Source organism: Streptomyces panacea (genome assembly GCF_040560175.1).
GTDB lineage: Bacteria > Actinomycetota > Actinomycetes > Streptomycetales > Streptomycetaceae > Streptomyces > Streptomyces panacea.
Genome location: NZ_JARJHW010000032.1, coordinates 1 through 14,390 on the forward strand (window position 1 = coordinate 1; position 14,390 = coordinate 14,390).

Annotated in this window: 11 protein-coding genes; 6 read left to right on the forward strand and 5 right to left on the reverse strand. The window is 69.1% G+C overall.

Annotation, left to right across the window (positions count from 1 at the left end; translation table 11 throughout):
- Window positions 1-63 precede the first annotated feature (63 nt).
- A complete protein-coding gene (locus P3L51_RS10860) occupies window positions 64-1,125 on the reverse strand; it encodes a LacI family DNA-binding transcriptional regulator (RefSeq protein WP_354604917.1) in 1,062 nt (353 codons plus the stop codon).
- Window positions 1,126-1,249: 124 nt separating this feature from the next.
- Between P3L51_RS10860 and P3L51_RS10865 the strand changes: the two genes are divergently transcribed.
- The 5 genes from P3L51_RS10865 to P3L51_RS10885 all read left to right on the forward strand — a co-directional run bounded on the left by P3L51_RS10865 (window position 1,250) and on the right by P3L51_RS10885 (window position 8,631).
- Window positions 1,250-2,401 (forward strand): Gfo/Idh/MocA family protein, encoded by a 1,152-nt coding sequence (locus P3L51_RS10865; RefSeq protein WP_354604918.1) that lies wholly within the window; start codon window positions 1,250-1,252, stop codon window positions 2,399-2,401.
- On the forward strand, window positions 2,398-3,627 hold the full coding sequence (locus tag P3L51_RS10870; protein WP_354604919.1) for a dihydrodipicolinate synthase family protein: 1,230 nt from the start codon (window positions 2,398-2,400) through the stop codon (window positions 3,625-3,627). The genes P3L51_RS10865 and P3L51_RS10870 overlap by 4 nt, the downstream gene beginning before the upstream one ends.
- Window positions 3,628-3,737: 110 nt before the next feature.
- Complete coding sequence (locus P3L51_RS10875; RefSeq protein ID WP_354604953.1) at window positions 3,738-4,529, forward strand: sugar phosphate isomerase/epimerase family protein; 792 nt, start codon at window positions 3,738-3,740, stop codon at window positions 4,527-4,529.
- A 325-nt stretch (window positions 4,530-4,854) separates the two neighbouring features.
- Complete coding sequence (recD2, locus tag P3L51_RS10880; RefSeq protein ID WP_354604920.1) at window positions 4,855-7,077, forward strand: SF1B family DNA helicase RecD2; 2,223 nt, start codon at window positions 4,855-4,857, stop codon at window positions 7,075-7,077.
- A gap of 264 nt (window positions 7,078-7,341) precedes the next feature.
- Window positions 7,342-8,631, forward strand: coding sequence for a citrate synthase (locus tag P3L51_RS10885; RefSeq protein ID WP_354604921.1), 1,290 nt, complete (start codon window positions 7,342-7,344; stop codon window positions 8,629-8,631).
- Window positions 8,632-9,219: 588 nt separating this feature from the next.
- Here the strand turns inward: P3L51_RS10885 and P3L51_RS10890 are convergent.
- Window positions 9,220-9,537, reverse strand: coding sequence for a heavy-metal-associated domain-containing protein (locus tag P3L51_RS10890; RefSeq protein WP_354604922.1), 318 nt, complete (start codon window positions 9,535-9,537; stop codon window positions 9,220-9,222).
- 143 nt (window positions 9,538-9,680) lie between these two features.
- Entirely contained in the window at window positions 9,681-10,415 is a 735-nt protein-coding gene (locus tag P3L51_RS10895; RefSeq protein WP_435594423.1) for a TetR/AcrR family transcriptional regulator, read from the reverse strand.
- A gap of 153 nt (window positions 10,416-10,568) precedes the next feature.
- On the opposite strand from P3L51_RS10895, the gene P3L51_RS10900 reads away from it, so the two are divergent.
- Window positions 10,569-12,869 (forward strand): MMPL family transporter, encoded by a 2,301-nt coding sequence (locus P3L51_RS10900; RefSeq protein WP_354604924.1) that lies wholly within the window; start codon window positions 10,569-10,571, stop codon window positions 12,867-12,869.
- Between the two features lie 98 nt (window positions 12,870-12,967).
- Here the strand turns inward: P3L51_RS10900 and P3L51_RS10905 are convergent, their stop codons facing one another.
- Together P3L51_RS10905 and P3L51_RS10910 are read right to left on the reverse strand one after the other, a co-directional pair.
- Window positions 12,968-13,165 (reverse strand): helix-turn-helix transcriptional regulator, encoded by a 198-nt coding sequence (locus P3L51_RS10905; protein ID WP_023541603.1) that lies wholly within the window; start codon window positions 13,163-13,165, stop codon window positions 12,968-12,970.
- Between the two features lie 254 nt (window positions 13,166-13,419).
- Window positions 13,420-14,331, reverse strand: a complete 912-nt coding sequence (locus P3L51_RS10910; RefSeq protein WP_354604925.1) for a sugar phosphate isomerase/epimerase family protein — start codon at window positions 14,329-14,331, stop codon at window positions 13,420-13,422.
- Between the last annotated feature and the right edge of the window lie 59 nt (window positions 14,332-14,390).

A 14,390-nucleotide genomic window follows, 5' to 3' on the forward strand; every position in this document is an offset into this window, starting at 1 on the left:
CCGCGTGCGCGTACTCCCGCCCGCACGCGCGTACCCGCGCGCGGGCCCAAGCCCGTGTCCCCCTCAGCCCCGTGGCGGCGCCGTCGAAGCCCGCGCCATCAACTCCGCCGCGATCGTGGTGATCCCACCGGGCGGCGGAGCCTCCGCCCCCATCGCCAGCCGGCCGGCCCGCGCCCCCGCCTCGTACAGGGGCAGCCGCACCGTCGTCAGTGCCGGCACCGCGTCGACCGAGAACGGCAGGTCGTCGAAGCCCGCCACCGAGATGTCCTGCGGAATGCGCAGGCCCTGGTCGCGCACCGCCGCGCACGCGCCGAGCGCCACCGTGTCGTTCGCGGCCACCACCGCCGTCAGGTCCGGCGAGCGCCGCAGCAGTTCCAGCGTCGCCTCGTATCCCGAGCGCCGGTCGTAGGGGCCGTGCACCGTCAGCGGACCCTGGTCCTCGCTCAGCCCCGCGGCGGTCAGCGCCGTCCGGTGGCCCTCCAGCCGGTGCCGGGTCGTGGTGCGCTCGGCCGGTCCCGCGACGTATCCGATCCTGCGGTGCCCCAGTGCCAGCAGATGCTCGGTGAGCCGCCGCCCGCCACCCCGGTTGTCGAAGGCCAGCGATGCCACGACCGCGCTGCTGCCCGGCAGTGGAGGCCGCCCGCACAGCACCACGTGCGTCCCCGCGTCGGCGAGTTTGGTCAGCTTGGCCGACATCGCCGCGATATGAGTGGGGTCTTCGAGGGCGCCACCGGTGAGGATCACGGCGGCGGCCCGCTGGCGCTGGAGGAGGGTGAGATAGGTCAGTTCCCGCTCGGGGGAGCCGCCCGTGTTGCAGACGACGGCGAGCTTCTCGCCTCCTGCCCGGCCCGTTCCCTCCTGGCCGCCGATCTCGGTCTGCGCGGCCCCGGCCATGATCCCGAAGAACGGGTCGGCGATGTCGTTGACCAAGATCCCGACCAGGTCGGACGTGGCGGCGGCGAGCGAGCTGGCCGGTCCGTTCAGTACGTAGTCCAGCTCGTCCACGGCCCGCAGTACGCGCTCCCTGGTGGATGCGGCCACCGGGTAGTTGCCGTTCAGCACGCGGGAAACGGTGGCGGGCGACACCCGGGCGCGGGCCGCCACATCGGCCAGGGTGACTGTCATCGGCGGTTCCTCCGAAAGGTGGGTGAGGGAGCAGATCGGCGCCGGACTCTTGTCCGGTCGCTTTCGGCAGGCTAGCTTCATACCTTATAGAAAGCGCTTGCTACGGCCGTATGGAGGGAACTTCGTGACACGCAGGACAGTGCGGATCGCCATGAACGGCGTCACGGGGCGGATGGGGTACCGGCAGCACCTGGTGCGTTCCATCCTCGCGATCCGCGAACAGGGCGGACTGGACCTCGGCGACGGTGAGGTGCTCTGGCCCGAGCCCGTTCTCGTCGGCCGCCGTGAGCACGCCCTGAGAGAGGTCGCCGAACGGCACGGCCTCACCGAGTGGTCCACCGACCTCGACACCGTCCTCGCCGACGACACCGTCGACATCTACTTCGACGCGCAGGTCACCTCCGCGCGAGTCGAGGCCATCAAGAAAGCCGTTGCTGCCGGGAAGCACATCTACACGGAGAAGCCGACCGCGACCGACCTCGAAGGCGCCCTGGATCTCGCCCGCCTCGCCCAGAGCGCAGGCGTCAAGCACGGTGTCGTCCAGGACAAGATCTTCCTTCCTGGCCTGCTGAAGCTGAAGCGCCTCATCGACGGCGGCTTCTTCGGCGAGATCCTCTCCGTACGAGGCGAGTTCGGCTACTGGGTCTTCGAAGGCGACTGGCAGGAATCGCAACGCCCGTCCTGGAACTACCGGACCGAGGACGGCGGCGGTATCACCGTCGACATGTTCCCGCACTGGGAGTACGTCCTGCACGAGCTGTTCGGCAAGGTCAACTCCGTCTCGGCGCACATCACCACCCACATCCCGCGGCGCTGGGACGAGCAGGGCAAGCCGTACGCGGCGACCGCCGACGACTCCGCCTACGGGATCTTCGAGCTGGAGGGCGGCATCGTCGCGCAGATCAACTCCTCCTGGGCGGTGCGGGTCAACCGGGACGAGCTCGTGGAGTTCCAGGTCGACGGCACACACGGCTCGGCGGTGGCCGGACTGCGCCGCTGCCGTGTCCAGCACCGCAGCGCCACCCCCAAGCCCGTCTGGAACCCGGACCTGGCCGCCACCGAGTCCTTCCGCGACCAGTGGCAGGAGCTGCCGGACAACACCGAGTTCGACAACGGCTTCAAGGCCCAGTGGGAGCTCTTCCTGCGCCACATCACGCTCGGCGAGCCGTACCGCTGGGACCTGCTCGCCGGCGCCCGCGGCGTACAACTCGCGGAACTCGGGCTCAAGTCCTCGGCGCAGGGACGCCGCTTCGACGTACCGGAGCTCTCGCTGTGACCACCCGAACCTCACCCTCCCCGGCGCCCGACACGCCCTCCGTAAGGACATCGGGGCAAGGGCTCCGGCTCCCGGACGCGGACGGCCTGCTGCGCACCTACCGGCCGCGCCGCGAACCCGCCGCCTTCACCACCGAGGGCGCCGACGCCGCCCCGCTCGTCTCCCGTACGGTCTTCTCCGCCGCGCACGTCGTCGCCGACCCGTACGCGGACAGCAGCCCCGGAGCGCCGGTCGTCGTCGACTGGGACACCACGCTCGCCTTCCGCCGCCATCTGTGGTCGCACGGCCTCGGGGTCGCCGAGGCCATGGACACCGCGCAGCGCGGCATGGGTCTGGACTGGGCGGGCGCGGCCGAGCTGATCCGCCGTTCGGCCGCGGAGGCGCGGTCCACCGGCGGCCGGATCGCGTGCGGAGTGGGCACCGACCAACTCGCGCCGGGAGCACATTCCCTGGAGGACGTGCGGGCGGCGTACGAGGAACAGCTCGCGCTCGTCGAGGAAACCGGCTCCCAGGCCATCCTGATGGCCTCACGCGCGCTCGCCGCCGCGGCCCGAGGCCCCGAGGACTATCTGGCCGTCTACGCCCATCTGCTGCGGCAGGCGGACGAGCCCGTCGTACTGCACTGGCTGGGCCCGATGTTCGACCCGGCGCTGGACGGCTACTGGGGCAGCACGGACCTCGACGCGGCCACCGAGACGTTCCTCCAGGTCATCTCCGAACACCCGGACAAGATCGACGGGATCAAGGTCTCGCTGCTGGACGCGCGTCGCGAGGTCGAGCTGCGCCGGCGTCTCCCGCAGGGCGTGCGCTGCTACACGGGCGACGACTTCAACTACCCCGAGCTGATCGCGGGCGACGAACGCGGCTTCAGCCACGCGCTGCTGGGCATCTTCGACCCGCTCGGACCGGTGGCCGCCGAAGCCGTACGCGTCCTGGACACGGGTGACGCGAAGGGCTTCCGGGAACTGCTCGACCCCACGGTCGAACTCTCCCGCCACCTCTTCCAGGCCCCCACCCGCTTCTACAAGACGGGCGTCGTGTTCCTCGCCTGGCTGGCCGGGCACCAAGACCACTTCGCCATGGTCGGCGGCCTCCAGTCGGCCCGTTCGCTTCCGCATCTGGCGCGCGCGTACGAACTGGCCGACGGGCTGGGCCTGTTCCCGGACCCGACCGCGGCCGAGGCCCGGATGAAGTCCCTGCTCGGCGTGTACGGAGTGGACCAGTGACGGACATGAACGGGGCGATCGACGTGACCGAAGTGACTGGGGCGTCCGACGTGCCCGACGCGCGTGCGACCGGACTGCCTGGCGACCTCAGCCGGTTCAGCATCAACCAGATGACGGTCAAACAGCTCACCCTCCCCGAGCTGACCGAGGCATGTGTGCGACTCGGCGTCCCGGGCGTGGGCCTGTGGCGTGAGCCGGTGCGGGCGTACGGCACGGAGGCCGCGGCCAAGCTCGTACGCGACGCCGGGCTCGCCGTCACCACCCTGTGCCGCGGCGGTTTCCTCACGGCGAGCGACCCCGCGGCACGGGCCGACGCCCTGGACGACAACCGCGCGGCGATCGACGAGGCCGTCACCCTTGGCACCGACACCCTGGTCCTGGTGTCGGGCGGGCTGCCGGCCGGCAGCCGGGATCTGCACGGGGCGCGTGAACGGATCGCGGACGCGCTCGCGGTCCTGGCGCCGTACGCCGGGGAGCGCGGGGTACGGCTTGCGATCGAGCCGCTGCACCCGATGTACGCTTCCGACCGCTGCGTCGTCTCCACGCTCGACCAGGCGCTGGATCTCGCGGAACGCTTCCCCGCCGAGCAGGTCGGGGTCGTCGTGGACACCTACCACGTCTGGTGGGACGACCGGGCCCCGGCGGCGATCGCCAGGGCGGCGGACCGGATCCACTCCTTCCAACTGGCCGACTGGACCACCCCGTTGCCCGCCGGGGTGCTGAACGGCCGCGGCCTGATCGGTGACGGGGCGATCGACCTGCGGGCATGGCGCGAACGCGTCGACGCGGCCGGGTACGACGGCCCCGTCGAGGTCGAACTCTTCAACGACACCCTGTGGGTGCGGGACGGCGCTGAGCTGCTGGCCGATGTCGCGGCGAGGTATGTGAGGCATGCGCTGTAAGGGTGGCCCGTCTGTCGCGACGAAGCCTCCCTCGTAGGGAAATGATTATTTCTGTCATCTTCTATCAGCATTTCTGATGCCAGAAAAAATAACTGCCCGCAACCGTGCAACCCTTTCGCGGTGATGTCTGTCGTACATGGCATCAAGGCTTCCGGGGAGGGGTCCGGGGGGATCGGGAAGCTTTGTGTCGGAGGGGGGAGCGCGTGGGGCCCGGTCCGGTGGACCGGGCCCCTAAAGCTTTCCGGACGCTCCCTCGAAGCGCTGTGCGACCGTGAGTTGTCCACAGGGCGGTCCCGCTGTCGTACCCGGGCGGTAGCGTCGGATCATGTCCAATCCGGCCGTGCTCGAAGGCGTTCTTGAGCGGATCACGTACAGCAACGAGGAGAACGGCTACACGGTCGCCCGCGTCGACACCGGCCGGGGCGCCGATCTGCTCACCGTGGTCGGCTCGCTCCTCGGCGCGCAGCCGGGGGAGTCCCTGCGCATGGAGGGCCGTTGGGCCTCGCACCCCCAGTACGGCAAGCAGTTCACGGTGGAGAACTACACGACGGTCCTGCCCGCGACCATCCAGGGCATCCGCCGCTATCTGGGCTCCGGTCTGATCAAGGGCATCGGTCCGCGCATCGCCGAGCGGATCGTCGAGCATTTCGGCGTCGACACCCTGGAGATCATCGAGAAGGAGCCCAAGCGGCTCGTCGAGGTTCCCGGCCTCGGCCCCAAACGGACGAAGTTGATCGGCGCCGCCTGGGAGGAACAGAAGGCCATCAAGGAAGTCATGATCTTCCTTCAGGGCGTCGGTGTGTCCACCTCGATCGCCGTCCGGATCTACAAGAAGTACGGCGACGCCTCGATCTCCGTCGTGAAGAACGAGCCCTACCGGCTCGCCGCCGACGTCTGGGGCATCGGCTTCCTCACCGCCGACCGCATCGCGCAGGCCGTCGGCATCCCCCACGACAGTCCCGACCGCGCCAAGGCCGGACTGCAGTACGCGCTCTCCCAGTCCACCGACCAGGGCCACTGCTTCCTGCCCGAGGAGCAGCTCATCTCCGACGCGGTGAAGCTCCTCCAGGTCGACACCGGCCTGGTCATCGACTGCCTCGCCGAGCTGGCCGCCGAGGACGAGGGAGTCGTCAGGGAGAAGGTGCCGGGCCCCGACGGGGGCGAGCCGGTCACCGCCGTCTACCTGGTGCCCTTCCACCGCGCCGAGCTGTCCCTCTCCGCCCAGCTGCTGCGGCTGCTGCGCGCCGGGGAGGACCGGATGCCCGCCTTCCAGGACGTTGTCTGGGAGAAGGCCCTGCCCTGGCTCGCGGGCCGCACAGGAGCCGAGCTGGCGCCCGAGCAGGAGGCGGCGGTGCGGCTCGCCCTCACTCGTAAGGTCGCCGTCCTGACCGGCGGGCCGGGCTGTGGAAAGTCCTTCACGGTCCGCTCGATCGTGGAGCTGGCCAGGGCCAAGAAGGCGAAGGTGGTGCTCGCGGCGCCCACCGGCCGGGCCGCCAAGCGCCTCGCCGAACTCACCGGCGCCGAGGCGTCCACGGTCCACCGGCTGCTGGAGCTCAAACCGGGCGGCGACGCCGCGTACGACAGGGACCGGCCGCTCGACGCCGATCTGGTCGTGGTCGACGAGGCGTCCATGCTGGATCTGCTGCTCGCCAACAAGCTCGTGAAGGCGGTGGCACCCGGTGCGCATCTGCTGCTCGTCGGTGATGTGGACCAGCTGCCCTCGGTGGGGGCGGGCGAGGTGCTGCGCGACCTGCTGGCCGACGGCGGGCCCGTGCCCCAGGTACGTCTGACGCGGATCTTCCGGCAGGCCCAGCAGTCGGGAGTGGTCACCAACGCCCATCGCATCAACTCCGGGGTCCAGCCCATCACCCAGGGCCTCAGTGACTTCTTCCTCTTCGTGGAGGACGAGACGGAGGAAGCCGGGAAGCTCACGGTGGATGTCGCGGCCCGCCGGATCCCCGCCACCTTCGGCCTCGACCCGCGGCGCGACATCCAGGTGCTGGCCCCGATGCACCGCGGTCCGGCCGGCGCGGGCACCCTCAACGGCCTGCTCCAGCAGGCCATCACCCCCGCCCGGCCCGAGCTGCCGGAGAAGCGGCTCGGCGGCCGCGTCTTCCGCGTCGGCGACAAGGTCACCCAGATCCGCAACAACTACGACAAGGGGCGGAACGGGGTCTTCAACGGCACGGTCGGGGTCGTGACCTCGCTGAACCTGGACGACCAGTGTCTGACGGTGCGGACGGACGAGGACGAGGAAGTGCCTTACGACTTCGACGAGTTGGACGAGCTGGCTCACGCGTACGCGATGACGATCCACCGCTCGCAGGGCAGCGAGTACCCGGCCGTGGTCATCCCCGTCACGACCGGCGCCTGGATGATGCTCCAGCGGAATCTGCTCTACACGGCGGTCACCCGGGCCAAGAAGCTCGTCGTCCTGGTCGGCTCCCGGAAGGCGATAGGCCAGGCTGTCCGTACGGTCTCGGCCGGCCGTCGCTTCACCGCCCTCGACCACCGGCTGTCGGGCAGCCTCAGGTCCGGCGGCTTCTGACGCGGACGTGCGCCGGAAACGGGGCCGGGGCGGGCGCCGTTCCCGGGCGCGCCGACCCCCTCCAGAGGAGTGTCCGGCGGAGGGAATGCCCACCCCGGACTTTCGGAACCGGGGCGAAGGGGGCAGGATGTGAAAGTTGGCGGCACTCAGTGCCGCGAATAGGCCTAATGGTCGACCCCGAGTGCACTCTCCTGAGCCAAATGGGGGATGGTAGAGACAGTCAGGGCACCTCGAAGAAGAGGCACTACGTCGGTGAGGGATGACGTGAGCGACAACTCTGTAGTACTGCGGTACGGCGATGGCGAATACACCTACCCGGTGATCGACAGCACCGTCGGCGACAAGGGCTTCGACATCGGGAAGCTGCGGGCCCAGACCGGCCTGGTGACTCTGGACAGCGGCTACGGCAACACCGCCGCCTATAAATCCGCCGTCACCTATCTCGACGGTGAACAGGGCATCCTCCGGTACCGCGGCTACCCCATCGAGCAGCTTGCCGAAAGCTCGACGTTCCTCGAGGTGGGCTACCTGCTCATCAACGGTGAACTTCCCAAGGTCGACGAGCTGTCGTCCTTCAAGAACGAGATCACCCAGCACACGCTGCTGCACGAGGACGTGAAGCGCTTCTTCGACGGCTTCCCGCGTGACGCGCACCCGATGGCGATGCTGTCCTCCGTGGTCAGCGCGCTGTCGACGTTCTACCAGGACAGCCACAACCCGTTCGACGAGCAGCAGCGCCACCTCTCGACGATCCGGCTGCTGGCCAAGCTGCCGACGATCGCGGCGTACGCCTACAAGAAGTCGATCGGGCACCCCTTCGTCTACCCGCGCAACGACCTCGGGTACGTCGAGAACTTCCTGCGTATGACCTTCTCGGTCCCCGCCCAGGAGTACGACCTGGACCCGGTGGTGGTCGCGGCCCTCGACAAGCTGCTGATCCTGCACGCCGACCACGAGCAGAACTGTTCGACCTCCACCGTGCGTCTGGTCGGCTCGTCGCAGGCGAACATGTTCGCCTCGATCTCCGCCGGCATCAGCGCCCTCTGGGGCCCGCTGCACGGTGGCGCCAACCAGTCGGTGCTGGAGATGCTCGAGGGCATCCAGGCCAACGGCGGTGATGTCGACTCCTTCATCAACAAGGTGAAGAACAAGGAGGACGGCGTCCGTCTGATGGGCTTCGGCCACCGCGTCTACAAGAGCTTCGACCCGCGGGCGAAGATCATCAAGGCGGCGGCGCACGATGTCCTCTCGGCGCTCGGCAAGTCCGACGAGCTGCTGGACATCGCGCTGAAGCTGGAGGAGCACGCGCTCTCCGACGACTACTTCGTCTCGCGCAACCTCTACCCGAACGTGGACTTCTACACGGGTCTGATCTACCGGGCCATGGGCTTCCCGACCGAGATGTTCACCGTGCTCTTCGCGATCGGCCGGCTGCCCGGCTGGATCGCCCAGTGGCACGAGATGATCAAGGAGCCCGGCTCCCGCATCGGCCGCCCGCGCCAGATCTACACCGGCGAGGTCCTGCGCGACTTCGTGCCTGTCGAGAGCCGCTGAGCCTTCGACCGGACGGTCATCGTTGTCAGGCCGACGGCCCTGCGGGCCGGACGCCACCCGAGCGCAACAGAAAGCGCCCCGCTTCCCGATCCCCCCACGGGTCGGTATAGCGGGGCGCTTCCCATATCCCCGGTGCGGATTCCCCCCACGGGATCCGGGCCGGGCGTCTGCGGTTGCCGGCAGAAGCCAGTTTCACGCGGTCTGCCGGGGTACGTACGAACCAGGGGGGCCGCTCAAAGCTCCCCAGTTGCACGTCCCCCGGCCAACGCTTGCCTGAGACATCCCCCAAGACATCTCATGAACGTCCCCCAAGACGTTCTCGGCATCGCCTCTTAGACTCGCGAGCTGCCCGGATGGTTACCCCTAAATCTATGTGATCTAGATCTCTTTGTGAAGGTCCTGTGCCTCATGTGAAGGAGCGGGGCCGCAAATTGTTGGTTACTACGAAAATAGGTGAAAATACCGTCGCACTGCCTCGCCGATCATGGGGCTGAGCAGGGCTATTGCGGCGCGGGCGGCCGAAACGGCGGAAGGGCCGCACGTCGCCGGGATGGAATCCGGTCGCGTACGGCCCCGTGAGGAGGCTGGTCAGGCCGGGCCGGTCAGTTCGTATCCCGCCTCGTCGACCGCCGCGCGCACGTCGCTCTCGTCGAGCGGGGCCTCGGAGACCACGGTCACCCGGCCGGTGGCGGCCTCGGCCTTCACCGACGTGACGCCTTTCAGTGCGGAGATCTCGCCGGAGACCGCGCCTTCGCAGTGGCCGCAAGTCATGCCGGTGACCGCGTACACCGTCGTGACGGCGCCCGTCGCGGTCTCGGCGGCGCCGTCGTGGCAGGAGCCGGTCGGCGAGCAGCAGGAACCGGCGGCCTGGGCGGTCACCGTCTCGATCTTCGTCTCTGCGGTCATGGCGTTCTCCTCCGGGGCGGGCGTACGAAACGACGGGTGCCAGGGAGCGGCGGAAATGCCGCGATGCCCTAACACTCACAGGCTATACCCCTAGGGGGTATGAATGCGAGTCCGGGATCGCGGCGTGTGGTCCTCGTGCGGAGTCAGGAGTCAGGTGCGCTGGTCTCCCGCTGTGACCGGCAGCGGGGGAGTGTGTCGCCGACGAGGGGGTCCAGATAGCGGAACATGGCGTTCTTCAGCTCCCGGATGTAGGCCTCCCGCTCCTCGCCCTCGTGCGACAGGACCAGATCCAGGCCGCCCTTGAACAGGACGAAGACGAACTCCGCCGTCCTGGCGCGCTCGGCCCGCGGGGTGTCGGGGAGGTAGCTGCCCAGGATCTCTTCGACCCGGGTCAGCAGGGTGTCGTGCAGGACGTCGTGTTCCTCCGTCACCTGCCCCGGGATCTCGGAGCCGTGCATCAGGACGGCGAACGCCGGATTCTCGCAGTTGAACGTGATCAGCGGATCGAGGACGGCGTCCAGCATCTCGGGGAGCGGCAGATCCATGTGGGTGGGTGTGAACGCCTGGCCGTACGTCGCGCGCCAGCGATTCAGGAGCACGTCACCCAGCTCGACGGCGATGGCTTCCTTGTTCGGGAAGAACTGGTACAGCGTGCCCGGCGAGACGCCGGCCTCCCGGGCGATGGAGTTGGTGCTCGCCGCCGTGTAGCCCGTCGCGCAGAAGACGCGGCCCGCGGCTTCGAGGAGCTGCGCGATACGGCGCTCACCGCGGGCCTGGCGGCGGCGCGGCTTTCCCGTCTCGTCCGCGGAGTCGCCGCCCTTGGCTGCACTGTCCTGGATGCCTCGCTCCACGGCTCCGCCTCTCCTCGCTTCCGGCACGTGAACTCCCAGGATCCCTCGATCGGTTGACTGCGGTTGACAAATGCGAGTCCCCGCTCGCATTCTTGATTTATGCGAGCGATCACTCGTGTTTGTCATTCTATGGCAGTCGCTGACCCATGCTCTGGGTCACGGTGAAGGGGACACCGCACTATGTCCGAAGTCAACAGGGGGTCGCGAATCGGCGGCTGGACCCGGTTCGTCACGGCGCGCCCACGGCTTTCGCTGCTGGTCGCCCTGGTGATCACGGCGTTGGCGGTCTTCGCGGGGAGCGGGGTCGGCGACCGGATGGGGAGCGGCGGCTGGGAGGATCCCGCCGCCTCGTCGACCTACGCCACGAAGGCGCTGGAGCGTGAGTTCCCGGCCTCCCAGCCGAATCTCCTGCTGCTCGTCGACGCGGGCGACAGAGGGGTGGACGACCCAGCCGTCGCCGCCGAGGCCGAGCGGCTCACCGAGCGGCTGGCCGCCGAGGAGGGCGTCGTAGGCGTCGGGTCGTACTGGCAGACGAGGGTGCCCGCGCTGCGCGCCGAGGACGGGGGTGAGGCGCTGATCGCGGCCAGGATCGTGGGCGAGGAGAAGGAAGCCGGCAGGACTCTGGAGCGGATAGCGCCCGAATTCCGCGGCTCGCAAGGGTTGCTGGAGGTCTCGGTCGGCGGGCCGGTCGCCGTGCGGCACGAGATGCAGGCCATCATCCAGGAGGACCTGCTGCGGGCGGAGCTGATAGCGCTGCCGGTCACGCTGGTCCTGCTCGTGATGGTCTTCGGCAGCGCGATCGCCGCCCTGCTGCCGCTGGGTATCGGCATCGTCGCCATCCTGGGGACCAATGCCGTGCTGCGCGGGATCACCGAGATCACGGATGTCTCGGTCTTCGCGCAGAATCTCACCACGGCCCTGGGGCTCGGACTGGCCGTGGACTACGCGCTGTTCATCGTGCGCAGATTCCGGGAGGAGCTGGCCGAGGGCTCGGAGGTGCGGGAAGCGGTGGGTACCACGCTCCGCACCGCCGGCCGGACGGTGCTGTTCTCCGCGCTGACGGTGGCGGTGTCGCTCGCGGCGATGATGGTCTTCCCGCAGTACTTCCTGCGCTCGTTCGCCTACGCCGGGATAGCGGTGGTGCTGCTCGCCGCGGCCGCCGCGCTGATCCTGCTGCCGGCCGCGCTGATGCTGCTCGGCCATCGGGTCAACTCCCTCGATCTGCGACGGCTGTTCAGCAGGGGACGGAAGAAGCCGGCGCCCGGCGACGGGACGGCGGGCGGATCCCGGCCGGGAGCGGCGGCCGAGGCGGGCGGCGGCTGGGGACGCACCGCGGCGCTGGTGATGCGCAGGGCTCCGCTCTTCGCGGTCGCGACGGCCACGGGCCTGGTGCTTCTCGGACTGCCCTTCCTGGGCGTCAAGTTCGGCACGGCCGACGACCGGCAACTGCCGTCGAGCGCCGAGGCCCGAGTGGTCCAGGAGGACATTAGGAGCGGTTTCCCGGGCAGCCCCGGCGGTGGGCTCGAAGTGCTGGGCGAAGGCGGAGCGACGGCCGCCGAGTACGCGGACTACCGCGACCGGGTGGCCGGTCTGCCGGATGTGCTGCGGGTCGACGGTCCGGTCGTCTCCGGCGACCACGCGTACTTCACCGTGCTGCCCCGTGGTGAGTCGGTGGACCAGGGGACCCAACGGCTGGTCCGTGAACTCCGGGCCGAGCCGGCCGCCTTCGACACCTCGGTCACCGGCACGGCCGCCGTACTGGTGGATTCGAAGGACGCCATCGCGGACCGGCTGCCCCTGGCCGCGGGCATCATCGTCGTGGTGACGCTGCTGCTGGTCTTCCTGCTCACCGGCAGCGTCCTCATCCCCATCCAGGCGGTGGTGCTCAACGCGCTCAGCCTCACGGCGATGTTCGGAGCAGTCGTCTGGGTCTTCCAGGACGGCCATCTCTCCGGGTTGCTCGGGTTCACCCCGACGGGGGACATAGAGACGACGCTTCCGGTGCTGATGTTCTGCGTCGCCTTCGGACTCTCCATGGACTACGGGGTGTTCCTGATATCCCGGATCAAGGAGGAGTACGACCGCAGCGGTGACCACGAGCGGTCCGTCATATTCGGGCTTCAGCGCACGGGAGGCCTGATCACGGCGGCGGCGGTGATCCTGGCGGTGGTCATGGTCGCCATCGGCACCTCGCGGGTGACCAACACGATGATGCTCGGGCTCGGTATCGCGCTCGCGGTGGTCATGGACGCGATGGTGGTGCGCAGTCTGCTGGTCCCGGCGGTGATGAAGCTGACGGGCAGGGCGACATGGTGGGCGCCGGGGCCGTTGCGCCGCTTCCACGACCGGTTCGGGGTGAGCGAGGGAGAGTCGCGGCCGGCGGCCGGGACGCCCGTGACGGACGGCGCCGACGGCGCTGACGGGCCCGACGGCGCCGTGTCCGGGGCGGGTGAGCGGGACAAGGTCGGGGCCCGGGCCTGAACCGGACCGAGGGCCCCGTACGTCCACCGGTGGTGGCGTACGGGGCCCTCGGAGCCGGTCGTGTACAGGGGCCCGGCGCGGGGATCAGATCCCGCCCCTCACTCTCTGCGGCCTCTGTTCCCCGGGCGCTTGGCCACCCAGGCGCGGACGGTGTCCGCGTACCAGTAGGGCTTGCCGTTCTCCACGTGGTCCGGCGGCGGAAGCAGACCGTGCTTGCGATACGAACGGACGGTGTCCGGCTGTACCCGGATGTGCGCGGCAATCTCCTTGTAGGACCAGAGACTTCTGTCCGTCATGCGTGGCACCTCCCTGCGTCCGCCGCAGCGGCGGCCGGGGGGCCGTCTGGAGGGCTGCGACTGAAACGCTGGTGATCACTGAGCCTGTGCCCGTTGAACGACTCAGAGTGACGGTGAGGGAGGGGCTGTCGCGCTGCTGTTACGTAAAACCCGCGTAATGGAGATATGCGTGACGTTAAGCGGATGTCTGTGACAGAAGCGGCGCATTGGAGGTGAGTGTGTCGATGGCCCAACTGTTCGACAGGGGCGCCCGGTTACGCGCCGCACGAGCGGAGGAAGCGGCGCGTCCGCTCGGCGATCGGATAGGGCTTGTCGGGCGGGCAGGGATACATGTCCTGTTCGACGATGGCGAAGAGATCGACATCCAGGTCCTGGGCCGCCGTCAGCACCGGTCCCAGCGCGGGCACTCCGGTCGGCGGCTCGCACATCACGCCCCGTCCGACAGCCGGCCCGAACGGTACCTCGTTGGCGACGACGTCCGCGAGGATCTCCGGATCCACCTGCTTGAGATGCAGATAGCCGATGCGCTCCCCGTAGGTCTCGATCAGTTTGACGCTGTCGCCGCCGCAGTACGCGTAGTGCCCGGTGTCCAGACACAGTGACACCAGGGCGGGATCGGTGGCGTCGAGGAAACGGCTGACGTTCTCCTCGCTGTCGATGTGGGTGTCGGCGTGCGGGTGGACCACGATGTTCAGCCCGAAGCGGTCGAGCACCTCGCGGCCGAGCCGCTCCGTCTGGGCCGTCAGGTCGTGCCACTGCGCGGCGGTGAGGGTCCGGTCCTCCAGCACCTGCCCCGTCTTGTCGTCGCGCCAGAAGGACGGGATGACGACCAGATGGTCCGCGCCCATCTCCCTGGTGAGTGCCGCGATGTCGGCGACATGCGCCCAGGTCCTGTCCCAGACGGCGGGCCCATGGTGAAGTCCGGTGAACACCGTGCCGGCCGAGACCTTCAGGCCACGCGCGGCCGTCTCGTCGGCGAGGCGGGCCGGATCGGTCGGCAGGTAGCCGTACGGACCGAGTTCGATCCACTCGTATCCGGCCTGGGCCACTTCGTCGAGGAAGCGCCGCCAGGGAACCTGCTGGGGATCGTCGGGAAACCACACGCCCCAGGAATCGGGTGCCGACCCGACCCTGATGCGGTTCAGCGGGGGTACGGAGGAGGTCATACCGGTCAGCCTCGCGGCCGTCCGAGAAGAGTGTCAAGCCTTCGTCCGAATGTAAGGAC